Source organism: Pseudomonas sp. FBF18, assembly GCF_024261405.1.
Lineage (GTDB): Bacteria > Pseudomonadota > Gammaproteobacteria > Pseudomonadales > Pseudomonadaceae > Aquipseudomonas > Aquipseudomonas palmensis.
The window spans coordinates 310,100-333,999 of record NZ_QKRS01000004.1; the positions used below are offsets into that span (position 1 = coordinate 310,100).

23 protein-coding genes are annotated in these 23,900 nt (G+C 66.7%); 18 read left to right on the plus strand and 5 right to left on the minus strand.

Translation table 11 applies throughout. The features are described 5' to 3' along the window. Nucleotides 1-55 precede the first annotated feature (55 nt). Genes DN387_RS09430 through DN387_RS09475 form a run of 10 tightly spaced genes read left to right on the plus strand, consistent with a single transcriptional unit; the run spans nt 56 to nt 12,954 of the window. Nucleotides 56-1,588 (plus strand): glycosyltransferase, encoded by a 1,533-nt coding sequence (locus tag DN387_RS09430; RefSeq protein WP_173925053.1) that lies wholly within the window; start codon nt 56-58, stop codon nt 1,586-1,588. Between the two features lie 15 nt (nt 1,589-1,603). Continuing rightward, the gene (locus tag DN387_RS09435; RefSeq protein WP_054916489.1) at nt 1,604-2,773 is read left to right on the plus strand and encodes a PilZ domain-containing protein; all 1,170 of its coding nucleotides are present in this window, start codon (nt 1,604-1,606) and stop codon (nt 2,771-2,773) included. An 11-nt stretch (nt 2,774-2,784) separates the two neighbouring features. Then, a complete protein-coding gene (locus DN387_RS09440; RefSeq protein ID WP_052504205.1) occupies nt 2,785-4,230 on the plus strand; it encodes a sel1 repeat family protein in 1,446 nt (481 codons plus the stop codon). Next, nucleotides 4,227-5,681 carry an alginate export family protein gene (locus DN387_RS09445; protein ID WP_054916490.1) on the plus strand — a complete coding sequence of 485 codons (1,455 nt, stop codon included), beginning with the start codon at nt 4,227-4,229 and terminating at the stop codon, nt 5,679-5,681. The genes DN387_RS09440 and DN387_RS09445 overlap by 4 nt, the downstream gene beginning before the upstream one ends. 14 nt (nt 5,682-5,695) lie before the next feature. Further along, entirely contained in the window at nt 5,696-7,123 is a 1,428-nt protein-coding gene (locus tag DN387_RS09450) for an MBOAT family protein (RefSeq protein WP_043860260.1), read from the plus strand. A 9-nt stretch (nt 7,124-7,132) separates the two neighbouring features. Beyond that, complete coding sequence (locus tag DN387_RS09455) at nt 7,133-8,227, plus strand: alginate O-acetyltransferase (RefSeq protein WP_043860259.1); 1,095 nt, start codon at nt 7,133-7,135, stop codon at nt 8,225-8,227. An 11-nt stretch (nt 8,228-8,238) separates the two neighbouring features. Continuing rightward, nucleotides 8,239-8,883, plus strand: coding sequence for an alginate O-acetyltransferase AlgF (locus DN387_RS09460; RefSeq protein ID WP_043860258.1), 645 nt, complete (start codon nt 8,239-8,241; stop codon nt 8,881-8,883). 38 nt (nt 8,884-8,921) lie between these two features. Beyond that, nucleotides 8,922-10,322 carry an alginate biosynthesis protein AlgX gene (locus tag DN387_RS09465; protein ID WP_254506049.1) on the plus strand — a complete coding sequence of 467 codons (1,401 nt, stop codon included), beginning with the start codon at nt 8,922-8,924 and terminating at the stop codon, nt 10,320-10,322. Then, the gene (locus DN387_RS09470; protein WP_043860256.1) at nt 10,313-11,428 is read left to right on the plus strand and encodes a polysaccharide lyase; all 1,116 of its coding nucleotides are present in this window, start codon (nt 10,313-10,315) and stop codon (nt 11,426-11,428) included. The genes DN387_RS09465 and DN387_RS09470 overlap by 10 nt, the downstream gene beginning before the upstream one ends. 17 nt (nt 11,429-11,445) lie before the next feature. Further along, entirely contained in the window at nt 11,446-12,954 is a 1,509-nt protein-coding gene (locus DN387_RS09475) for a right-handed parallel beta-helix repeat-containing protein (protein WP_054916492.1), read from the plus strand. Here DN387_RS09475 and DN387_RS09480 read toward each other — a convergent pair. Further along, nucleotides 12,944-13,375 carry a GNAT family N-acetyltransferase gene (locus DN387_RS09480; RefSeq protein WP_054916520.1) on the minus strand — a complete coding sequence of 144 codons (432 nt, stop codon included), beginning with the start codon at nt 13,373-13,375 and terminating at the stop codon, nt 12,944-12,946. The genes DN387_RS09475 and DN387_RS09480 overlap by 11 nt on opposite strands. Before the next feature lie 122 nt (nt 13,376-13,497). Continuing rightward, entirely contained in the window at nt 13,498-13,905 is a 408-nt protein-coding gene (locus tag DN387_RS09485; protein WP_054916493.1) for a DUF488 domain-containing protein, read from the minus strand. Nucleotides 13,906-14,043: 138 nt separating this feature from the next. Between DN387_RS09485 and DN387_RS09490 the strand changes: the two genes are divergently transcribed. After that, nucleotides 14,044-15,660: an inorganic phosphate transporter gene (locus DN387_RS09490; protein ID WP_054916494.1), complete on the plus strand. Its 1,617-nt coding sequence runs from the start codon at nt 14,044-14,046 to the stop codon at nt 15,658-15,660. 3 nt (nt 15,661-15,663) lie between these two features. Here DN387_RS09490 and DN387_RS09495 read toward each other — a convergent pair whose 3' ends face one another. Both DN387_RS09495 and DN387_RS09500 read right to left on the minus strand, forming a co-directional pair. Further along, nucleotides 15,664-16,434, minus strand: a complete 771-nt coding sequence (locus tag DN387_RS09495) for an OmpA family protein (RefSeq protein WP_054916495.1) — start codon at nt 16,432-16,434, stop codon at nt 15,664-15,666. 11 nt (nt 16,435-16,445) lie between these two features. After that, nucleotides 16,446-16,841, minus strand: coding sequence for a DUF4398 domain-containing protein (locus tag DN387_RS09500; protein WP_052504235.1), 396 nt, complete (start codon nt 16,839-16,841; stop codon nt 16,446-16,448). Nucleotides 16,842-17,059: 218 nt separating this feature from the next. Between DN387_RS09500 and DN387_RS09505 the strand changes: the two genes are divergently transcribed. After that, nucleotides 17,060-17,707, plus strand: coding sequence for a TIGR04211 family SH3 domain-containing protein (locus DN387_RS09505; protein WP_054916521.1), 648 nt, complete (start codon nt 17,060-17,062; stop codon nt 17,705-17,707). A gap of 58 nt (nt 17,708-17,765) precedes the next feature. Here DN387_RS09505 and DN387_RS09510 read toward each other — a convergent pair whose 3' ends face one another. Next, nucleotides 17,766-18,719, minus strand: a complete 954-nt coding sequence (locus DN387_RS09510) for a LysR family transcriptional regulator (RefSeq protein ID WP_043861094.1) — start codon at nt 18,717-18,719, stop codon at nt 17,766-17,768. 78 nt (nt 18,720-18,797) lie between these two features. On the opposite strand from DN387_RS09510, the gene DN387_RS09515 reads away from it, so the two are divergent. The 6 genes from DN387_RS09515 (at nt 18,798) to DN387_RS09540 (ending at nt 23,894) form a co-directional block, all read left to right on the plus strand. After that, nucleotides 18,798-19,850 (plus strand): Gfo/Idh/MocA family protein, encoded by a 1,053-nt coding sequence (locus tag DN387_RS09515; protein ID WP_054916496.1) that lies wholly within the window; start codon nt 18,798-18,800, stop codon nt 19,848-19,850. 70 nt (nt 19,851-19,920) lie between these two features. Continuing rightward, on the plus strand, nt 19,921-21,318 hold the full coding sequence (locus DN387_RS09520; RefSeq protein WP_043861096.1) for an MFS transporter: 1,398 nt from the start codon (nt 19,921-19,923) through the stop codon (nt 21,316-21,318). Further along, complete coding sequence (gene aroQ, locus DN387_RS09525) at nt 21,315-21,770, plus strand: type II 3-dehydroquinate dehydratase (RefSeq protein WP_043861097.1); 456 nt, start codon at nt 21,315-21,317, stop codon at nt 21,768-21,770. Before DN387_RS09520 ends, aroQ begins: the two co-directional genes overlap by 4 nt. Further along, nucleotides 21,767-22,930, plus strand: coding sequence for a Gfo/Idh/MocA family protein (locus tag DN387_RS09530; RefSeq protein WP_054916497.1), 1,164 nt, complete (start codon nt 21,767-21,769; stop codon nt 22,928-22,930). Before aroQ ends, DN387_RS09530 begins: the two co-directional genes overlap by 4 nt. Before the next feature lie 100 nt (nt 22,931-23,030). After that, nucleotides 23,031-23,429, plus strand: a complete 399-nt coding sequence (locus DN387_RS09535; RefSeq protein ID WP_054916498.1) for an ACT domain-containing protein — start codon at nt 23,031-23,033, stop codon at nt 23,427-23,429. Nucleotides 23,430-23,504: 75 nt separating this feature from the next. Then, complete coding sequence (locus DN387_RS09540; protein WP_054916499.1) at nt 23,505-23,894, plus strand: tautomerase family protein; 390 nt, start codon at nt 23,505-23,507, stop codon at nt 23,892-23,894. The last annotated feature ends 6 nt before the right edge of the window (nt 23,895-23,900 follow it).

Sequence of the window (23,900 nt, forward strand, 5' to 3'; positions counted from 1 at the left end):
CTCATGTGCGTGAACGGCCGGGTGCGCGCTGCCCGTACCAAGGAGAAACGGCACCATGAAACCACAGCAACAGCGGCCCGAGGGCCGACCCGGCTACCTGCAGGCAGGCGCCAGCTTCTGTGCCTGGGCCTGCCTGTTCGGCCTGGTCGCGCTGGCGTCGCAGATGATCGCGCCGCAGTACCTGGACCCCAGCCACCACACGTTCATCTTCATCATCGGTACCCTGGGCATGTGGCGCTACGGCAACGCCATCGTCCACTACATCCGCGGCATGTACTTCCTGCACTGGAAGTTCCCGCGCATCCGCAAGGCGGTCGAGCGCATGGGCGACGATGCCCTGCCCTCGCACATGTTCATGGTGGTGACCAGCTTTCGCATCCCCACCCACACCACCTTCAAGGTGTACCAGTCGGTATTCCAGGAAGTGCAGCGGCTGAACGTGCCGTGCACGGTGATCGCCTCGATCGTGGAAAAAGGCGACGAGCAGTTCATCAAGACCATCATGCGCAACGAGGTGGTCGATCGCGACGACATCAAGCTGGTGATCGTGCGCGCCCGTGGCACCGGCAAGCGTGACGGCCTGGCCCATGCCTTCCGTGCCCTGTCGCGGCAGATGCCGCTGCAGGACGCGGTGGTCGGCGTGGTCGACGGCGACACCATGATGCTGCCCGGCTGCGTCGAGCGCGCGGTCAAGCTGTTCGCCTACCTGCCCAATGTCGGTGGCCTGACCACCAACGAGTTCTGCGAGGTCGAAGGCAGCCCGCTGATGCGCCAGTGGCACTCGATGCGCTTCGTGCAGCGGCACATCAACATGTGCTCGATGGCCCTGTCGCACCGGGTGCTGACCCTGACCGGCCGGCTGTCGTTCTTTCGCGCCAGCGTGATGACCGACCCCGAATTCATCCGCGACGTGGAAGCCGACTTTCTCGAACACTGGCGCCTGGGCCGCTTCCAGTTTCTCACCGGCGACGACAAGTCCTCGTGGCTGAGCCTGATGCGCGCCGGCTGGGACACCTTCTACGTGCCCGACAGCAACACCCTGACCGTGGAGCATCCACCAGACAACAGCTTCTGGCGCGCCACCCGCCAGCTGATGTTCCGCTGGTACGGCAACTCGCTGCGCCAGAACTTTCGCGCCACCCACCTGCTGGGCCGCGCCCGCCTGGGCCTGTTCACCCTGTACGTGCTGCTCGACCAGCGCGTGTCGATGTGGACCTGCCTGATGGGCCTGACCGCCTCGGTAGTGGCCGGCGTGGTGTTCGGCATCGAGTACCTGCTGGTGTACCTGTTCTGGGTACTGCTCTCGCGCAGCCTGGTGACGGTGCTGTTCCTGTTCGCCGGTCACCCGGTCAGCCCGGTGTACCCGTTCGTTCTCTATTACAACCAGATCGTGGGCTCGCTGATGAAGGTGTACGCACTGTTCCACATGGACCAGCAGAGCTGGACCCGGCAAAAAACCACGCTAAGCAACGGCACTGTCGATTTCGACACGGCCCTGAACCGCTGGTCATCGAAGGCGATGCTGTTTTCATCCATCGCGATTTTCTTCGGTGCCATCTCGGTACTTCTCGAACTCACGCAACGTTAAGGAAAGGCGCCTGCCATGAGTAGCTCGAACATCCCAGCAGCCCCCGGCACCACTGCAGCCAATGTGGTCCACGAGGCCATCGACGAACGCCAGTACGTGCGCACCAAGCTCAATGCCCGGGTCAGGCTCAGCGCCCCCGGCCAGGCGCCCATCGACAGCACCCTGCAGGACATCTCCCTGGGCGGCCTGGGCCTGGTGCACAGCGCCCCGCTGAAGATCGGCAGCCTGTACACCGCCTCGATCCAACTGCGCCTGAACCAGGTCGACCTGAACATCGACAGCCAGATCAAGATCGTCTCGCAGCGCGGCGCCGAAGTCGGCGCGCAGTTCGTCGACCTCGACGCCCAGAAGCGCGACATCCTGCGCTACATCATCAGCGCCTACCTGTCGGGCGAAATTGCCGACGTCAACGGCCTGTTCAACGTGATGCAGCGCGAGAACTACATCAAGGAGCGCAAGCACAAGTACGCCAGCGCACGCAATGCAGGCGATCGCCTGCGCGCCATCGGCGGCACCCTGCTGTTCACCGCCGCCGGCATCGCCGCCCTGAGCTTCGTGGCCTACAAGAGCTACTTGCTGTTCTTCCGCATTCCGGCCGTGCAGGCCCAGGTCAGTGCCGATGCGCAGATCATCAGCATGCCCGACAACGGCTACGTGAAGTTCCTGCTGCAGCCTGGGCAGAGCGAGGTCAAGGCCGGCGAGCCGCTGGCCAACATCTCCACCCAACTGGCTACCAGCTTCACCAGCCCGGCCGACATGAAGGCGCTGGCCGACCTCGCGCCCGGCGACCTGCAGACCCTGCTGGGGCGCGCCACCATCGAGACCGTGATCAACAGCCCGTGCGACTGCCAGGTGTACTTCCCCAGCACGCCCATGAACGGCTACGGCTACAAGCAGGCGCCGCTGCTGCACCTGCTGCCCAAGGACCAGCCGCTGTACGTCAGCGCCAACGTGCCGTTCGACAAGCTGAGCGACATCAGCCGGGTCAGATCCGTGGACCTGCAGGTGTTCGGCCTGGACGAACGCTTCGGCGGCACCGTGGTGGACTCGCGGGTCGACGCACTGAACAAGAACCTCGCCCTGACCATCCGGCCGGACCGTCCGCTGCCACTGGCGGCCTACCAGAAACCGGTGGCGGTGGACCTGTACCTGGGCCTGCCGGCCTTGCCGTCGCTGTCGCGCTGAAGGGCCCCCAGATGAAACCAATGACGCCCGCCTGGCTGCTGTTCACCGCCCTCGCCTGCACCGGCCCTGCCCTTGCCGGGCAAAGCCTGGAGCAGATCCGCTACGCGCTGTACAAGGACCCGCAAGCCGATGTGAGCGCCGATTTGCGCGTGCTCGCCGAGCGCGGTGACCTGGCGTCCAAGCAGTTGCTGGGCGATGTGCTGGCCAGCAGCGACAGCGCCAACCGCCAGGAGGCGATCCGCCTGTACCAGGAAGCGTTTGCCGAGGGTCGCGGCCTGGTGCCGGCGCTGGCCTCGCTGGCCCGCCTGCTTGACCGCAGCCCCGGCCTGCGCCAGCAGCAGCGCGCCTGGGTGGCCCAGGCGCTGACCCGCTACCCGGCCACCCTGGACCCGCGCAACACCAATGCCACGCTGGAAGTGTTCCTGACCTACCCTGACCTGGTGCCCACCGCCGAGGCCGCGCAGCTGCTGGCGCTGTACGAGCAGTCCTGCCTGCTCGACTGCCACCCCGAGCTGTACCGCGCGGTGGTCGCCGAGCGCCAGGGCGACCGCGCCGCTGCCGAGCACTGGTACCAGCAGGCGGTACGCGTCGACCCGCGTGGCGTCGACCGCTACTACGCCTTCCTCGGCGAGCGCCAGGACACCGCGTTCCCCGCCTTCGCCCGCACCCTGGAGCCCCGGATGGCGCAGTTGCCGGTGGAGATCGTGCACCGTATCGGCTCGTTGCTCGACACCATCAGCACCGTGCAGCGTGCCGACCAGCAGGCCGAGCAGGATGAACAGCTGGGCAACGCCATGGGTGCCCCAAGGCCCGCGCCCACCCCCGAACAGCAGGCCCGTGCAAAGGCCCTGGCCGATGAATGGGCGGCCGCCATGGCCGAGGTCCAGCGCTGGTTCGACAACGCCGCGCAGCGCGGTTTCGTGCCGGCGCTGGTGTCCAAGGCCAACTTCATGATCTCCAACCCCACCGAGCACAACGCCGACCAGGTACAGGCGCTGATTGCCCAGGTGCAGGCCAAGGACCCGACCCGGGCCAAGGCGCTCAATGCCTCGCTGTACATGGTCACCAACTGGCTGACCCTGGACCCGCAAAAGGCCCAGGTGCTGATCGACGAACTGATCGCCAGCAACTTTCGCGACGCGCACCTGCTGCTGGCCGACCTGTACAGCAAGGGCGGCCTCGACCAGCCCGACCAGGAGCGTGCCCTGGCGATCTACCAGGAACAGGCCGAGCGCGGCGCCACTGCCGCCTGGTACCGCATGGCCACCATCTACGCGAGCGGCCGCGCCATCTGCCACGACCCGGTCAAGGCCTACACCTACGCGCGCCTTGCCCTGGACCTGGGCGAGCGCCGCGCCCGCGGGCTGCTCAAGCGCCTGGACAAAACCCTGAAAACGGCTGACATCGAGCGCGCCATGGCGGCACGCAATGACCTGCTCAAGGAGACCACCCTGTGAAAGCGCATCCGTCCCTGTTTGGCGCCCTGCTCATGCTCGCGCCGCTGTACACCGCGTTCGCCGCCGAAGAAATCACCGGCCCCGAGGCCGACAGCAGCGAGCCGGTGCGGGTAGACGCCGACGCCAGCACGCCGGTGATCACCTCCGAATTCTTCAACAAGCTCACCGTGCAGACCGGCTACGGCCCCGAAGACTCCCAGGTGGGGCGCAGCCGCGAGAGCTTCTACAGCCTGCGCTACGAACCCTCGTTCGCCTGGTATTCGCCGGAAAAACGTTGGGCCAAGTGGATGGTCTACGGTCGCCTGTGGCTCAACTACGACTCCAGCCAGACGGCCAACAGCCAGAACGAAAGCACCAACGCCTTCGACCGCGAGCAGCCCGAAGGCTGGTACGCCGAGCTGCGCGAGCTGTACGTCAAGCGCAACCTGCTGGGCGACGACCCACGCTTCTCGCTGTCGGCCGGACGCCAGCGCTTTGCCGACGACTACGGCATCTGGTGGGACGACAGCATCGAATCGCTGCGTTTCGACTACAAGGACACCTTCGCCAAGGGCTTCTTCGCCGTGGCGCAGAAGTTCTACAACTACAACAGCGACGTCAACCGCCTGGCCGACAGCGAAGAACGCACCACCTACCTGATGGGCGAGTACGCCTACCGCTGGAGCGAGAACAACTGGGCCGGCACGCGCCTGATGTACGAAGACGACCACAGCGGGCACGACCCGCGTGACCGCTACGACTTCACCGGCATGCGCTACGGGCTGTTCTTCAAGGCCGACAACCTGCAGATCAGCCCGCTGTTCAGCGACTACCACCTGGAACTGGCCGCACTCGACGGCAAGGTCGACAACACCGACGGCAACGGCCTGACCACCACCGGCCACAACGCCAGCGGCTGGGCGGCGCTGGGCGAGATCGGCAAACGCTTCGACGACCTGCCCTGGACCCCGCGCCTGGCCTTGCGCGGCGGGCTGACCGACAAGCCGAGCAACGAGAACGACGGCTTTCGTCTCAACACCATCCAGTCCGACCGCATCACCCGCCAGGGCTCCTACAGCACCCGCCTGGCCAGCTCGTTCGTCAGCCTCGACCTGCGCAACCTGAGCTACTACGGCTTTGCCGTGGAAACCCGGCCCACGCCGCGCAGCGCCCTGGATTTTCGCCTCACCGAACTCAAGCTGCGCGATGCCAGTGGCACCCTGCCGATCCGCGTCGACGGCGACCAGCGCAGCGCGCGCAACCAGGCCATCGCCCAGGGCAGCAACGGCAACGGCAAGCACGTGGGGCAGATGCTCGACCTCAACTACTACTGGAAGATGTTTCCGGTCGCCCTCGACGGCAAGCACCTGGACGTCAACACCCTGGTCAGCGCCAGCTACCTCAATGCCGGCAACGCGCTGGATACCGGTGACGACTACCAGCTGACGGTCGGCGTCGTGATCAGTTACTAAGGGCGGGCCCCGCGATGATTTTCGCCTCAAACGTGTTCCTGTTCCTCTACCTGCCGCTGTTCCTGGCGGTGTACTTCCTGGCGCGTGCGCCGTGGCGCTCCACGGTGATCGTCGCCGCCAGCTACATCTTCTATGCCTGGTGGCGCCCGGACTTCCTGCTGCTGTTCGTCGGCATCACCTACTGGAACTACTGGTTCGGCCTGCGCATCAAGGCGCGCCTGGACGCCGGCGACAAGCGCTGGGCGTTCCGCCTGCTGTGGATCGGCATCATCGGCAACCTGTCGACCCTGGGCTATTTCAAGTACGCCAACTTCGGCGCCGAGGTGCTGGGCGCACTGCTGGCGCCGCTGGGCATCAACACCTTCACCCTGGAGACGATCTTCCTGCCGCTGGGCATCTCGTTCTACGTGTTCCATGCCCTGAGCTATATCGTCGACATCTACCGCAAGGACGCCACGCCCACCAACAACTTCATCGACTTCGCCGCATTCGTCGCGCTGTTCCCGCACCTGGTGGCCGGCCCGATCCTGCGCTACAGCCAACTGGCCCCGCAGCTGCGCCAGCGTACCCACTCGCTGGAGATGTTCTCGCTGGGGGTATGCCGGTTCATGCTCGGTTTCATCATGAAGGTGCTGATCGCCGACCAGCTGGCGCCGATCAACGTGCTGTTCATCAGCGAGGGCAGCCTGCAGCTGAGCGATGCCTGGTTCGGCCTGGTGGTGTCGACCCTGCAGCTGTACTTCGACTTCGCCGGCTACAGCCACATGGCCCTGGGCCTGGCGCTGATGATGGGTTTTCGCTTCCCGGAGAACTTCAACCAGCCCTACGTCTCGCAGAGCATCACCGAGTTCTGGAGCCGCTGGCACATGACCCTGGCGCACTTTCTGCGCGACTACGTGTACATGCCGCTGGTGCGCAAGCGCATCGCCGGGGCCATGCCGGCGCTGGTGTACACCATGCTGCTGTCGGGGCTGTGGCACGGCGCAAGCTTCGCCTTCATCTGCTGGGGGCTGTTCTTCGGCCTGGGCATGGTGATCGAGCGCAAGTTCAACCTGGCCACCAAGGTCACCACGCCCTACCGCCTGGGGCGCAACCTGCGCACCGGGTTGCTGATCATCCTGAGCATGCCGCTGTTCTTCACCAACGACCTGCGCCATAGCCTGGACATCTACCAGGCGCTGTTCGGCTTCAACGGCCTGGGCTCGCTGGAGCTCTACGTGCTGGGCGCCTCGAAGATGGCCATGTCGTTCGTGGCGGTGGCGCTGTGCTGGCTGATCCTGGCCGGCAGCAACAACGTGCGCTACTACGCCGGCAACAAGCAGCACTTCTTCATGGCCCATGTCGGCGGGCTCAAGGCCGTGCTGCTGTGGGCCGGCTTCGCGCTGGCGCTGAGCAGCCTGGCTGCGCACTCGTTCTCCCCCTTCCTCTACTTCCAGTTCTAGGAGACTGTCATGTACCCGGTGATGAACTCGGCAAGCAAGGTCAACGGCATTCTGTTCTGCCTGGTGCTGGCGGGGATGTTCGTCTACTCCCTGCCGCCGGTTTTCAGTTTCGCGAAAAACCAGAGTGACGCCTGGAACCTGTTCGTCGACGGCAAGCTGCTGCGCAAGTTCGAGCAGGCCTACGACAAGCGCTTCTTCCTGCGCGAGCCCTCGGTGCAGCTGTGGGCCGACGCGCAGTACCTGCTGTTCAGGGAGGGCACCAAGGGCGTGGTACTGGGCAAGGACGGCTGGCTCTATACCTCCCAGGAATACCGTGTGCCCAATGACCTGGAGGCCAATCTGCAAGGCCAGCTGGCACAGATCGACGCCGTGCAGGCGCAACTGGCGCAGCACGGCAAGCGCCTGGTGCTGCTGCCGTTGCCGATGAAGCTGGACATCTATGCCGCGCATGCCGAGCACCCGTTCGATCCGCGCGCCATCAGCCTGTACGACCGCTTCGTGGCGCAGCTGCAGGCACGCAACGTCACGGTGACGCCGCTGCGCTCGGCGTTTCTGGACAACCTCGGCGGCCCGCCGCTGTTTCTCAAGTCCGACACCCACTGGAGCCCCGATGGCGCACGCCTGGCCGCCTTCGAACTGGCGCGCCAGCACCCGGAGCTGCTGGGCCAGGAGCGCTATGTGTCGCACCAGGTCGCGCAAAAGACCGTCAAGGGCGACCTGATGAACTACATCCAGTTCGACCAGAGCCGGCTGATGCCGGACTTTGGCGCCAACCAGATCGCCGTGTACGAAACCCTGAAGGCCGAACAGAGCAGCGATGAGCTGTTCGCCGACCAGGCCCAAAGCCTGCTGCTGGTAGGTACCAGCTACAGCAAGATCGACGACTGGAACTTCGTCGGTTTTCTCAAGGAAGCCCTCAACCGTGACCTGCTGAGCATTGCCGTGGAGGCCCGCGGGCCGTTCGAGGCAATGAACCAGTTTCTGGCCAGCGATGAGCTGGGCAACCCTGACATCGACACCGTGGTCTGGGAATTCCCGCTGCGCACCCTGCTGGCCCATCGGGTCAGCGGCCAGCGTCAGATGAACCAGACCCAACACTTCTAAGGAGATACACCATGACCCGTTCGCCACGCCAACTGCTCGCCGCCACCGCCCTGCTGCTGGTCAGCACCGCCAGCCTCGCCAACGACGGCAATGCCGACCTCTACGACGCCGTGGCCCCGGCCGACTCGGCCTTCGTGCGCGTGCTCAACCTGAGCGATCGCAGCATCGACGTGACCCTGAGCGGCAAGGTCAACCCACAGAAGGTCGCCCCCGGCCAGCTCAGCGGCTACCGCTTCACCCCTGCCGGCAGCCACAAGATCGCGGTCGACAAACAGGCCATCGAGCCGCAGCTCAAGGCCAACGCCGCCAGCACCGTGGTGTATGACGGCAAGGGCCTGACCCTGATCGCCGACAAATACGTCAACGAACCGAAAAAGGCCCAGATCGCCTTCTACAACCTGACCCCCGCGCAGGCCGCCCTCAAGACCTCCGACGGCAAGACCTCGGTCATCGACCCACTGGGCAAGGACCAGACCGGCAGCCGCCTGGTCAACGAAATCAAGATCGGCTTCGCCGCCTATGTCGATCAGCGCAACGTCGCCCAGTTCGACGACCTGTTCCTCAAGAAAGGCCGCTCGTACAGCTACGTGCTGCTGCCCGCCGCCAATGGCTACAAGAGCATCAGCGTGGCCAACAGCATCGACCCCACGCTGTAACCGCAGGCTGGCCTTGAACACAGGATGATGAACCGCGCATGAAGATCCTTACCTCCCTCGGCCTGATGGCCGTACTCGCTGCCGCCAGCCAGGCCGGCCAGGCCGCCGAGGCGCCCAGCACCGGCTGCACCAGCCTTGAGTGCATGGTCTGCCCGGCCCTGAGCGATCCGCAGAAATACGCCGAAGGGCGGATGAAACTGATGCGCGAGATCGTCCCGGGCAAGGACCGCTGGCTGTTCCGTTCGGCCGTCGACCTGACCAACGACTTCGGCATCCCCGCGCCCATGCGCCCGGAGTTCGCGCGCCTGATGGCCGCGTTCCGCCAGCAGGGTATCCACGTGGCCATGGCCGTGCAGCCCACCCGTGGGCTGATGCACCGCGACAAGCTCTACCCCGGGCAGTTGCACGGGTTCGACTTCGAGCGCGCCAGCAACAACCTGGCCAGCTACCTGCAGCAGCTGCGCAGCGGCGGCGCGGTGGTGCCCGACCTGATGCAACTGGTGCGCACCCCGCCGGCGGGCGAGTACTTCTTTCGCCGCGACCACCACTGGACCCCCAGCGGTGCCGAGGCCACCGCACGCCTGGTGGCCGATGAGGTGCGCCGCCAGCCGTTCTATGCCGACCTGACCAAGAAGCACTACCGCACCGAGCCCGGCGTGATGGTGCCCAAGGACGGCACCATGAACCTGGCGATGAGCAGCATCTGCGGCAACAACTACGGCTTCCAGTACGTGCGCGGCTACCAGACCATCCCGGTGGCCGACGATGCCGACGCACTGTTCGACGAAGCCCCCGACCCGCAGGTGATCCTGGTGGGCGACAGTAACGCCGCAGCCCGTGAGGACGAGAGCAAGCAGTTCAACTTCGACGGCTACCTCAAGCAGTACCTGGATGTCGACATCCTCAACTACGCCCTGCCCGGCGTTGGCCAGGACGGCTCGCTGCTCGAATACCTGCTGTCCGAGAACTACAAGCCCGACGCACCGCCCAGACTGATCATCTGGGAGCTGCCGGCCAACTACCAGCTGGAGTCCGACCAGATGTACCGCCAGCTGATTCCGGCGGTCAAGGGCGGTTGCAGCACCTCCACACCGGTGCTGGGCAACCGCCTGCAGCGCCCGGCGCTGCGCGTCAACGACCGCATCGAACTGCTGAGCAACGCCGGCGAAAGCCGCAAGGCACTGGGCAGCGGCCAGGGCTTTCTGGACATCCGCATCAGCGACAAGAACGTCAAGGACTTCTACGTGATCGTGTATTACGACAACGGTGCCCGCGACAAGGTGTGGTTTCGCCGCGAGGCGGCCGTCAGCGGTGGCCAGTACTACCTGGAGCTGAGCAAGGCCAAGGAGTTCGCCGGGGCCAACCTGCTCTCGGTGTTCCTCGAGCCGACCAAGCCGAGCCTGGCCGCCACCCGGGTGGAAACCCGTCTATGCCTCTGAAGCCCTGGCTGGTCGCCACCCTGGGCCTGTGCGCCGGGTTGCAGCTGGGCAGCAGCCTGGCCGCGCAATCGATCTGGCCGGCGCGGGCCACCGCCCAGTCGGCGATGATCGCCGACTACCGCACCCTGCAGTGCAGCAAGCAGCCGCCGCCACCGTACACCGCCAGCCTGCGCATGCAGAGCAAGTACGACCAGCGCGATGCCAGCAAGTCGACCCTGCGCAGCCGCCCCGATGCCGACACCGAGGCGGCGAGCAAGCAGGTCAAGCAGTTCATCGCCGGGCTGATCTTCGCCAGCAAGCGCTTCCAGCGCGCCAAGACCCCGCAGCAGGCCAACATGGCCCTGGCCTGCCAGGACCAGTGGCTGGAGCACTGGGCGCAGGCCGGTGCCCTGCTCAACCCGGATGCCAGCAGCACCGGCATGGCGGCGCGCAAGTGGGCGGTGGCGGCCATGGCCTCGACGCTGCTGCTGACCCAGGCCGCCAGCAACGGCCAGGTGCAGCTGTCGCCGGCCCAGACGCGCTGGTTCGAACAGCTCGGCGAACTGATCATCCGCGAGTACCAGCCACGCCAGGCCGCCAGCTTCACCTGGTTCAACAACCACGACTACTGGGCCGCCTGGGCCGTGGCCGCCAGCGGCATGCTGGTGCAGCGCGACGACTTCATCCGCTGGGCCGACGGCAATCTGCGTCGCGGCCTGCAGCAGGCGGTGCGCAGCGGGGACGGCAGCTATGCCTACCTGCCGCTGGAAGTGGCGCGTGCCCGGCTTGCCGCCACCTACAGCCAGTACGCGCTGGTGCCGCTGGTGCTGCTGGCCGAGTCGGCGCGGGCCAATGGCCTGCCCTGGAGCGAACACGACCAGCAGACCCTGGAGCTGCTGGGCAACTTCGCCGCACGCACGGTGCTCGACCCCGGCCCGCTGCCCGAACTGATGGGCCAGGCCCAGACCGAGGTAGCGCCCTACAAGCTGGCCTGGCTGATCCCGTTCCTGTACCGCGCGCCCAACAACCGCCTGGCCCGCCAGCTGTACGAAAGCGAGGACGGCAACGTCGACAACTACAGTCAGATCGGCGGCCCGCTCAAGCCCTTCTACCCCCCTTTGCCGTAACCCAAGGACGAATCGCCATGGCCCAGCCTGCCCGCATTTTCCGCTTTACCCGACTGGCCGGCCTGCTGCTGGCCGGCCTCGCCGGCGTGGCCCACGCCGCCACCCAGGGCCTGCCGATGCAGCAGGCACTGCGCGTGGTCAGCCCCAACGACTACCAGGCGCAGGTGCAACAGGTGCAGGCCAGCACCCGCGAAGCAGTGAGCTTCACCCTGCAGGAACGCCCGCGCCCCGGCGGGCGTGCCACTGTCAGCCTGCAACCGATGTTCTCGGCCCAGGGCGGCAGCTGGCCGTTCGAGCCGTTCGTCAACAACGGCCTGTTCCGCGCCGTGGCCGGCTACCAGGCGCACCACCCGCAGGCGGTGCTGATCCAGGGTGGCAGCATCACCCTGGCGCAGTTGGCCGACACCCTGAACAACCCGCAGGTACTCAAGCGCTACAAGGACGGCTACCTGCTCAGCTACCCGCTGATGATCGCCGCCGATGGCGGGCTGGTGCTGGAGGGCACCAGCCTGTACCTCTACAGCTATTCGGGCACGGCCCTGATCAACCAGGGCTGGCTGGGCCTGAACCAGTCGCGCCTGGAAAGCGTGGCCGGCGACAAGGCCGGCAACACCGAGCGCGCCTGGCGCCCGTTCGTGGTGGCCTGGGCCGGCAGCCATACCCAGCTGATCGGCGCCACCCTCAACCGCCTGGGCTACAACGCCAACCTGTCGCGGGGCCTGACTACTGCCCTGAGCAGCCAGCAATCGCCGGCCACCCGGCCGGCCAGCGTGCTGATACGCGACAGCCAGTTCAGCGAGCTGTCGGCGGTGGAGCTGCAGCACAGCCGTGGGGTGATCGAGGGCAGCCGCTTCGAAAGTGCCCAGCAGTATGGCGTGGACGTGCGCGACAGCCAGATGCGCATGGCGCACAACCAGATTCGCGGGGTCGACAACAACAGCGGCATCCGCCTGCGCGGGCAGACCCGCGCCTGGCTCGACGACAACCTGATCCTGGGCACGCACAAGGCCGCCATCGAGGTCAGCGACCAGCAAGGCGCCCTGCTGCTGAGCGGCAACCGCATCGGCGCCAGCCGCGGCAACGGCGTGCTGCTGCGCAACCTCAAGGGCGAGATGCCGGTGCTGATCGAAGGCAACTTCATCGGCAACAGCCAGGGCAGCGCGGTGGACGCCAGCGACGTGGCTGGCGCGGTCATGCTGGAAAACCACATCGGCAACACCCCCGAGTACGCCATAAGCCTGCGCAACACCCAGCCGCTGGCCGGGCCGCTGATTCTGGGCGGCAACACCCTGGGCCGGGTGGGCAAGGCGGTGGTTCGGGTGGAAGGCATGGACCAGGTGCTGCTGGGCAGCAACCGTTTCGAGGGCAAGCCATTGCTGCAGAACCTGCTGATCGGCGACCTGCTGCCGGTGCAGGGCCCCTTGCTCGACGCCACCGTGCGCCAGGGCTGCGTGGTGCAGGTAAGCCGGGTGGCCGCCGGTACCCCGCAGCCGGGGCTGACCTGCGTGCAGAGTGCTAGCCGATAACCCGCTGCATGCGCACGAAGCATTCGTCCTCACCCTGCGCGACGAAGCCGTGGCGCAGGTACAGGGCCTGGGCCGGATTGCTCTTGAACACGGTCAGGCGCAGCAGCGGCAGATGGCGCCTGCCGGCCCATTCGGCCAGTTGCTCCAGCACCCAGCCACCGATACCCTTGCCGCGGGCGGCCTCGACCAGGTGCAGTTCGCGGATGTACAGCGCACGGCTGTCCTGGCTGAGGCTGCAGAAGCCCAGGGGCTGTCCGGCGTCGACAATCAGCCATTGCTCGCGCCAGCCCCAGGCCTGGTCGAAGGCTTCCTCCAGCCAGAGCAGGTCGAATTCGCGGTAGTACGCCAGCATGGCGCGGCGCGTGAGGTCGCGGGCGAAGGTTCGGTGCAGGTCGGTGGCGGGGGTCAGGGTTGGGGTCATTTGGGTGCCCGTCAGGGGATTTTCGGCGCGGCCATCGCAGGTCAAGCCCGCTGCCACAGGTAAGGCGGGGGCCTTGTGGGAGCGGGCTTGACCCGCGATGGCCGTAACGCAGATTCAGAGAGTCACACTTTAGGCCCCAGCTCATCGGCATAGCAAACCGGCGAACTCCCGGGCCCCTGGCGATCCAGCTCATCCTCCAGCCACTGGGCCAGCACCCGCGCATTGTTGTGCTGTTCATCCTTGAACGCGTACACCAGGGTCAGGGTGCCGCCACGGGCCTTGTCCAGCAGCCCCCACCAATGCTGCGGCCGGTCGGCCAGCTCCTGGCGATACCGCTGGCAGAACCCGTCGTAGTCCACCTCACCGCGGTGAAAGGCCTGGCGCAAGGCCGACGACGGCGCCACCTCCGGTAGCCAGGCACTCAGGTGCAACTGATCCTTGCGCCGGTTGCGCGGCCACATCCGATCCACCAGCACCCGCTCGCCATCCTGCGGCGCAGGCGCCTCATAGGCCCGTTTGCACTGAATCATCGGCACGTTCCTCCCACTGCCTGGGTACAAGCGTAGCTGGGCAACCCGCGTTTTTGTTGATCGAAGTCACTATGCCATCACTCAGGGTTTTTATCCTTGATGCGCCAGGCACGACTTCCACCCTACCGGACCCGTCTAATGACAACCCCGATCAGCACCACCCTTGACTCCGCGGGTGGCCGCCCCTCCCTTGCACAACTGGCCACCCGCCCCGGCCGCGCCTCCGTCACCCTGTTCGTCTGCCTGTTGCTGGGGGGCCTGGTGTACACCGCCTGGAGCCTGTTCCGCGACATCGATGCCGCCGGTACCGTGGTCACCACCTGGACGCCCTTCCTGCTGCTGGGCCTGGCACTGCTGATTGCCCTGGGTTTCGAATTCGTCAACGGTTTCCACGACACCGCCAACGCCGTGGCCACCGTGATCTACACCAACTCGCTGCCGGCGCAGTTTGCCGTGGTGTGGTCGGGGTGCTGGAATTTCATCGGGGTGCTGCTGTCCAGCGGCGCGGTGGCCTTCGGCATCATTGCCCTGCTGCCGGTGGAGCTGATCCTGCAGGTGGGTTCGGCCACCGGCTTTGCCATGGTCTTCGCCCTGCTTCTGGCCGCGATCATCTGGAACCTGGGCACCTGGTGGCTGGGGCTGCCGGCCTCCTCCTCGCACACCCTGATCGGCTCGATCATCGGCGTGGGCGTGGCCAATGCGCTGATGAACGGGCGCGACGGCACCAGCGGCGTGGACTGGACCCAGGCCAGCAAGGTGGGCTACGCGCTGCTGTTCTCGCCCCTGGTGGGCTTTGCCTGTGCGGCGCTGCTGCTGGTGGGCCTGCGCATGCTGGTCAAGCGCCGCGAGCTGTACCAGGCGCCGGTCGGCGACGCCCCGCCGCCCTGGTGGATTCGCGGCCTGCTGATCGCCACCTGCACCGGGGTGTCGTTCGCCCACGGCTCCAACGACGGGCAGAAGGGCATGGGCCTGATCATGCTGATTCTGGTGGGTACCCTGCCGATGGCCTACGCGCTTAACCGCACCATGCCGGCCGACCAGTCGCTGCAGTTTGCCGCCGTGGCCCAGGCCACCCAGCAGCAGTTGCTCGGCCAGTCGGCGCAGCCTCATGTCGGCGACCCGCGCGCCACCCTCACCCTGTACCTGCGCGAGCGGCAACCGAGCGCCGAGCTGGTACCGGCCCTGGCGGCACTGGCCGGCCTGATCGGCGAGGAAGTCGCAGGCTACGGCTCGCTGACCCACGTACCGGCCGAGGCCATGGCCAACGTGCGCAACGACATGTACCTGACCAGCGAAGCCATCCGCCTGATGCAAAAGCACCAGCACGGCGGGCTCGACGCGGCCGCCACCGCGCAGGTGCAGTTGTTCAAGAGCCGCATCGACGACGCCACCCGGTTCATTCCGTTGTGGGTCAAGGTGGCGGTGGCGATTGCCCTGGGGCTGGGCACGATGGTCGGCTGGCGGCGCATCGTGGTCACGGTGGGCGAAAAGATCGGCAAGACCCACCTCACCTACGCCCAGGGGGCTTCGGCGGAGCTGGTGGCGATGTGCACCATCGGTGCGGCGGACATGTACGGGCTGCCGGTGTCGACCACCCACGTGCTGTCGTCCGGGGTGGCCGGCACCATGGTGGCCAACGGTTCGGGCCTGCAATTGCGCACCATCGCCAACCTGGCGATGGCCTGGGTACTGACCCTGCCCGCAGCGATCATGCTGTCGGGCGGGCTGTACTGGCTGCTGACCCGGCTGCTGTAGGCCTCAGCGCTGGCCGACGGCAGCATTGCCGTGGGAGATGATCACTTCGACGCGGCGGTTGAGCTGACGCGACTGCGCGTCGGCGTTGGAGGCCACCGGGTACTCCTTGCCATAGCCGGCACTGATGATGCGCCCGGCATCCACCCCGTTGCGGCGCAGGGCGTTGGTCACAGCCGCTGCGCGACGCTCTGACAGCTGCTGGTTGAGGCTGTCGCTGCCGGTCGAGTCGGTGAAGCCCTCGACCCGCACCTTGCGCTCCGGGTTGGCACGCAGGTACTCGGCCAGCTGGTCGATGTTGCGCTGGCTGCCAGCCTTGAGCTCGGCACGCCCGGTGTCGAACAGTACATCGCCGAAGGTCACCACGGTGCCACGCTCGGTCTGCTTGGCCTTGAGCTGCTGCAGGGCCTTGAGCTGCGCGGTACGCACGTCCAGGCGGGTCTGGGTGCGCTGCGCCTCGATGCCCTGCAGGCCGGCTTCGGCCTGGCGCAGGGCAATGGTTTGCTCGGCGACGGCGATCTTCTGGTTGGCCAGGTAGGCCAGCTGCTCGATCTGCGGGGCCTTGCGGTCCTTGATCGAAGCCAGCTCGGCCTTGCCCAGGGCATTGAACGCATCCTTGGTTTCCAGTGCCGCCAGACGGCTGGACTCCGGCTTGCTCTGCAGCACGCTGAAGTGCTCGCGGGCTTGCAGCAGGCCAGGGTTTTCGGCGGTAGTGCTGCAACCGGCGAGCAACAGGCCCATCACGGAAACGGCAGGCAACAGGTATTTGACGGACATGACGGGCATCCTTACGGCGTGATCGTGGGGGTGATGGCGTCGGGCGACTGGAGCATTTCCTGCTTCAGCACTTCAATGCCCTGCTGCGCGCTGCGCAGTTGCTGCTGGGCCTTGGCGGCACGCGCCTTGCGCTCGGCCAGGTTGGCATCGGCCTCGGCCTGCTCGGCCAGGGTGCGGGCCGCGACAAGGTTCCGTTCGCCCAGGGCGCGCTCGACGGCGTACAGCTTGTCCTGGGCGGCCTTCATTTCGGCTGGCGCGTACTGGGTGGCGTCGGCGGTCACGGCGCGGCTGACCGCGTTGCGGGTCAGTTCGACCTGCTCGGTGGGCACGGGCACGCCGGCACAACCGGCCAGCACCATCAGCAGGCTGCTGGCGGCCAGGTAGTTCGTGGTGCGTTTAGCAACCATTGAAAGACTCCATAACATGAGAAAGACAGACCGTTGTTCAAGCCGCGTAAGACTATTCCCGGTCATGCCCCGCCCCTATCAGGGGGCATCCTGCTGTCAGGTAGGAAACTTCTCCGGCATTGCCACGATTCGTGCCTGCCCTTCGTCAGTGCGCAGTGAACCTGACGGGCAAAAAATGGTCTGTGGGTTTCATTTTTTCCGTTTTCAAGAAGATCACCATGCCCCCATCTTTTCAGCTTCGCGCACGGCGCTCTCTTATCCCCGGCCTGCTCGGCAGCCTGGTCATCCTGTGTGGCCCGGCCCACGCCGAGGAAGGCAGCGGCAATGAACGCTGGGTCAGCGACAGCCTCAGCACCTACGTGCGCAGCGGCCCTACCGACGGGCACCGGATCGTCGGCAACCTCAAATCCGGCCAGAAGGTCACCCTGCTGACCAGCCAGGGCAACTACAGCCAGGTACGTGGCGAGTCGGGCGATACCGTGTGGATCAACAGCAGCGACCTGCAGACGGTGCCCGGCCAGGCCGAGCGCGTGCCGCAACTGAGCGAACAGGTGAGCCAGTTGAGCGAGCAGCTCAAGACCATCGACGACAGCTGGAAGACCCGGGTGCAGGGCATGCAGGAGACACTGGATTCACGCAAGGCCCTGATCGACGAACTGGAGGCGCGCAGCACCGCGCTCAATGCCGAGCTGGGCGATGCGCAATCGCAACTGCGCGCTACCCAGGCGCAGCTGGGCGACGAGAACAAGCAGGTGCTGATGCGCTACATGGTGTACGGCGGCGGCATTGCCGGGGCCGGCTTGCTGGCGGGGCTGATCCTGCCGATGCTCAGCCGCGGGCGCAAGCGCAGCGACCGCTGGTTCTGAGGCCCCGGCCTTCGCCCGCAGGGTGCAGGCGCCAGCCTTGCTGGCGAAGGCCGCCCCGCTATTGCCCCGCCCTTCCCCCAGCCAGCGCATAGGGCCCCTGCGCCAGTTGCTCACGCAGAAACGCCACGCAACTGCGCACCTTGGCCGAACTTGACGAGCGCACCGCCGTCACCGCCCAGATGTCCGCCGGCTGGTGATACCCCGGCAGCACCTGCACCAGCGCCCCGCTGGTCAGGCTGGCCGCCACGTCCCAGCGCGAAGCCATGATGATGCCGTGCCCGTCATGGGCCCACTGGCGCACGATGTCGCTGTGGTTGGAGGCCATCGGCCCGGTCACCTTCACCGTCTCGGCGCCATTGGGCCCCACCAGGCGCCATACCCCGAAACGGTCGTCGCGGCTGCGAAACAGCAGGCAGTCATGCTGCGCCAGGTCGGCCGGCACCCGCGGCTGGCCGCGCCGCGCCAGGTAGTCCGGGGCGGCAGCCAGCACCCGCGAGCTGCTGGCGATGCGGTGCGCGATCAGGTGTTTTTCCTGCACCTCGCCCACCCGCACATCGATATCGAAGTTGTCGGCAATCAGGTCCACGCGCCGGTCCAGCAGCTCCACCCACACCTCCAGCGCCGGGTACTGGCGCCGCAGCAGCGACAGGATCGGCGCCACGTGCTCGCGCCCCAGGCGCAGGCTGGTGCACACGCGCAAGGTGCCTTGCGGCTCGCGCTGCCCGCCGGACAACGCATCGAACATCGCGCCCACGTCCTCGAGGATCTTCTGCGCCCACACGAACGTCGCCTCGCCATCGCTGGTGATGTTGACCCGCCGCGTGGTGCGGTTGAACAGCTTGACCCCGAGCATCGTCTCCAGGGTGGCGATGCGCTTGCTCACATGCGCCGGCGACAGCCCGGTCTCGGTGGCTGCCGCGATGAAGCTGGAGCGCCGCGCCACCTCGCAGAACAACTGAAGGTCACGCAGCAACGGCTCATTATTCGCTATCAGCGCATTCTGATTCTTCATCTGGCCCGATTATCTCCTGGCGCTTTTTTATTAGCCTCTCACAAACGCGCTTCGACCCAGAACAAGAAAGTGAGAACCATGACTGCATTACGCCTTGCCGTGGCCGGGGCCGGCCTGATCGGCCGCCGCCATATCGAACTGATCCAGGCCAGCGCCGAGTGCCAGCTGGCCGCCATCGTCGACCCCTCGCCCGCCGCCGCCGAACTGGCCAACGCCTGCGGCGTACCGTTGTACCCGGGGCTGGCCGAACTGTTCGGCGCGCAGCGCCCGGACGGGGTGATCCTGGCCACGCCCAACCACCTGCATGTCGACGGCGCACTGGCCTGCGTGGAGCACGGCATACCGGCACTGATCGAAAAGCCGGTGGCGCATACCCTGGAAGACGGCAAGCGCCTGCTGGCCATCGCCGAGCAGCGTGATGCACGCCTGCTGGTGGGCCACCACCGCGCCCACAGTGCGATCCTGCACAAGGCCCGCGAAGTGATTGCCGAAGGGGTACTGGGCAACCTGGTGGCGGTGATGGGCAGCGCGCTGTTCTACAAGCCCGACGACTACTTCGACGCCGCCCCCTGGCGCCGCGAAGCCGGCGGCGGCCCGGTGCTGATCAACCTGATCCACGAGATCGGCAACCTGCGTTCGCTGTGCGGCGAGATCGTCGCGGTGCAGGCCCAGGCGTCCAACGCCACCCGCGGCTTTGCCGTGGAAGACAGCATCGCCATCAGCCTGCGCTTTGCCAGCGGCGCGCTAGGCACCTTCATGCTCTCCGACACCGCCGCCTGCGCGCGCAGCTGGGAGCAGACCGCCCGCGAGAACCTCGACTACCCAAGCTACGCCGACGAGGACTGCTACGTACTGGCCGGCACCCAGGGCTCGCTGTCGATACCGACCATGCGCCTCAAGTACTACGCCCGCCACGAACAGCGCTCGTGGTGGCGGCCGTTCCAGTGCGCCACCGCCAGCCTCGACGAGGCCGACCCGCTGGCCCGCCAGCTGGCGCACTTCTGCCAGGTGATCCGTGGCCAGGCCCGGCCGCTGGTGAGCGTGCGCGACGGCCTGCGCAACCTGCAGGTCATCGACGCCATTGGCCAAGCCGCCCGCTGCGGCCACACGGTAATGATCGACAGCCTCTGAACATCGGTGCCCCGGCCCTGCGCCGGGACGCCTGCGTGCCCCCAATAAAAACAACAAACGGAGAATTGCGATGGCCACACATGACGCCGCGCACAGTGCGCGCCAAACCCGCAAAGCCACCGCCAGCGGTTGGGTGGGCTCCGCGCTGGAGTACTACGACTTCTTCATCTATGCCCAGGCCGCGGCGCTGATCTTCCCGCAGATCTTCTTCCCCAGCACCGACCCCAAGCTGGCCATCTTCGCCTCCCTGGCCACCTATGGCGTGGGCTACCTGGCGCGCCCGGTCGGGGCCTTCGTGCTCGGCCACTGGGGCGACACCCGCGGGCGCAAGAACGTGTTGCTGCTGTGCATGTTTCTGATGGGCATCGCGACCATGGCCGTGGGCCTGCTGCCGACCTTCGAGCAGATCGGCTACTGGGCGCCGGCGTTGCTGGTGGTGCTGCGCCTGGTGCAGGGCTTTGCGGTGGCCGGCGAGATCGCCGGGGCCAGCTCGATGATTCTCGAACACGCACCGCCCGGGCGCCGCGGCTTCTTTGCCAGCTTCACCCTGCAGGGCGTACAGGCCGGCCAGGTGATGGCAGCGGCGGTGTTCCTGCCGCTGGCGTACTTCATGCCCAGCGACGCCTTCAACAGCTGGGGCTGGCGCATCCCGTTCCTGCTCAGCGCCGCGGTGCTGATCGCCGCCTACATCATTCGCCGCGAGGTCAAGGAGCCCGAGGCCTTCAAGGTGGCCGCCAAGCAGACCGCGCGCTCGCCGATCCGCGATGCCTTCACCTACAGCTGGCGCGGCATGCTGGTGGTGTTCGGCGTGTCGCTGATGAACGTGATCCCGGTGGTGACCACCATCTTCGGCGCCGCCTACGCGGTGCAGCCGGCCTATGGCGTGGGCTTCGACAAGAGCGTGTACCTGTGGATTCCGGTGGTGGGCAACATCGTCGCGGTGCTGGTGATCCCGTTCGTGGGCAACCTCTCCGACCGCATCGGCCGGCGCCCGCTGATCATCGGCAGCGCATTGGGCTGCGGGCTGATGTCGTTCGTCTACCTGTATGCCATCAGCCTGCACAACCTGCCGCTGGCGTTCGGCGCCTCGCTGCTGATGTGGGGCATGGTCTACCAGGGCTACAACGCGATCTTCCCAAGCTTCTTCCCCGAACAGTTCCAGACCCACTACCGCGTGTCGGCCATGGCCATCGCGCAGAACGTCGGCTACATGATCACCGCCCTGCTTCCGGCGCTGTTCACCGCCGTGGCCCCGCCCGGCTCGAACAACGTGCCGCTGCTGATCGGCGCCATCACCTGCGCGGTCACCGCCATTTCGGCCGTGGCTGCCTGGAGCGCTCCGGAAACCTACCGCACGCCCCTCGACCAGCTCGGCAAGCCGGACGCCGTGGCCCTCGACAAACCCGTGTATGACGCGCTGCGGGCCAAGGCCCTGCGCACCACCCCTGCTACGGAAACCGCCCAATGAAGACCCTGCTCGTGCTCAATGGCCCCAACCTCAACATGCTCGGCCTGCGCCAGCCCGAGGTGTACGGCCGCGAAACCCTGGCCGATGTGCAGGCGCTGTGCCACAGCGCCGGCCAACGCCTGGACCTGGACATCGAGTTCCACCAGACCAACCACGAGGGCCAGATGATCGACTGGATTCACCAGGCCCGTGGCCGCGTGGCCGGCATCGTGATCAACCCCGGTGCCTGGACCCATACCTCGGTGGCGATCCACGACGCGCTGATCGCCGCCGAGGTGCCGGTGATCGAGGTGCACATTTCCAACGTGCACAAGCGTGAAGCCTTCCGCCACCACTCCTATGTGTCGCTGGTGGCCCAGGCGGTACTGGCCGGGTTCGGCACCCATGGCTACGTGCTGGCCATCAACCACTTCGCCCACCTGCAGCGCACCGCGCAAGGAGCCGCGCAATGAAAACCGTAGCCAACCCCAGCCAGCGCCTGCGCCTGGGTTTTGTCGGCGGCGGCCTGGAGTCGTCGATCGGCGCTACCCACCGCTACGCCGCGCAACTGGACGGGCACTTCGAACTGGTGGCCGGGGTCTTCGCCCGCGACCCGGCACGCAACCGCGCCGCTGCCCAGGCCTACGGCGTAGCGCCGGAGCGGGTGTACCCGGACTTCCAGCGCATGGCCGTGGCCGAAGCCGCGCGCGCCGATGGCGTGCAGGCGGTGGCGATCATGGCGCCCAACGCGGTGCACGTGCCGGCCAGCCTGGCGTTTCTCGACCAGGGCATCGACGTGATCTGCGACAAGCCGCTGGCCTCGAGCCTGGCCGAGGCGCAGCAACTGCTTGAACGCGCACGCAAGGGCCCGGCGCTGCACCTGCTGACCCACAACTACAGTGGCTACCCATTGGTGCGCGAAGCCCGCGAGCTGATCGCGCGCGGCGCCATCGGCGAGGTGCGCCTGGTGCAGGTGGAACACGCCAGCGCCTTCGGCACCCACCCGCTGGAGCAGCAAGGGGTCAAGGCGCTGGCCTGGCGCACCGACCCGGCCCAGGCCGGGGCCTCATCGGTGCTGGCGGATGTGGGCGTGCATGCCCACCAGTTGCTGCGCTTTGTCACCGGGCAGGAGGTCAGCGAAGTGTCGGCCGAGCTGAGCACCCTGGTGCCGGGGCGCCAGTCGGACGACAACGCACACGTGAAGCTGCGCCTGCAGAATGGCGCGCGCGGCATGCTGTGGGCCAGCTTCGTGGCGGCCGGGCACCGGCATGGCCTGCAGTTGCGCGTGTTCGGCTCCACCGGATCGCTGTACTGGCATCAAGAGGAACCCGACCGGCTGGAGCTGCGTCATCAGGACCAGCCGCACCAGATCCTGCGCCGTGGCGAGGCCTGGCTGAGCGAGTCGGCCAGGTTGTCGACGCGAATCAAGGCGGGCCAGCCGGAGGGGCTGCTGGAGGCGTTCGCCAACATCTACAGCGAGGCGGCCGAGCGGATCATGGCGCGCCGCGAGCACCGTGCGCCGAGCGGGCAGTCGCTGCTGTGCCCGACGGCCGAGGATGGGGTACGCGGCATGCGCTTCATTGATGCCTGCGTGCGCTCGGATGCGGCGGATGGGCGCTGGACGCAGGCCTGAACGCCAGAAGCTGCACTTATGCAGGCCCAGCAGAATTGATTTTGCTGATCAACAATCGGCTGCCAGACTGGCGGCCGATTTCTTTTGCAGGGGCACGATCATGTCGGGTGAAACAAGTCTGGCCGCGCTGTTGCGCAGCATGCGGCCGCAGTTGAATGAAGGCAGCTACGTGTTCTGCACGCTGGCCGACTGGTCGGGGCTGCAGCCTGACGAGGTGATCGGCAGCTTTCGCGAGCAGGAGGGGCTGACGGTGATCGTGTCGCGTGGGCGGGCCGAGGCGCTGAAACTGCCTTTCAGCTACGAGGCCGCGTGGATCACCCTGACGGTGCATTCGTCGCTGGAGGCGGTGGGCCTGACCGCGGCGTTCGCCACGGCGCTGGGCCAGGCCGGCATCAGCTGCAACGTGGTGGCCGCGTTCTACCATGACCATATCTTTGTCGCGCAGGCCGATGCGCAGCGGGCGATGGCGGTGCTGGAAGGGTTGGCGGCGGGGGCCTGATGATAGCGGGGGCCTTGCCGGCGCCAGGGCCATCGGCCACGATGCACCTCCCCCCGCCCTACACGGAACGTCAGCATGGCCCAGATCAAGATCTATGGATTGCGCACCACCCTCGACCAGCACCGCCCTGCCCTTGCCGAAGCCATCCATGGCGCGGTGATGAGCGCCCTGCAGTACCCGCCGGAAAAACGCTTCCAGCGCTACCTGGCCCTGGACCCCGCCGACTTCCTCTACCCCGGCGACCGCAGCGAACACTACCTGATCATCGAGATCAGCCTGTTCGAAGGCCGCTCCAGCGCCGCAAGGAAAGACCTGATCCGCCAACTGTTCCAGCGCATCGGCGAGCACACCGGCATCGGCGCCCAGGACATCGAGATCACCCTGTTCGAGACCCCCCGCGAAAACTGGGGCATACGCGGCCTGCCCGGCGACGAGCTGGGCCTGAACTACACCGTGGAGGTCTGAACACAC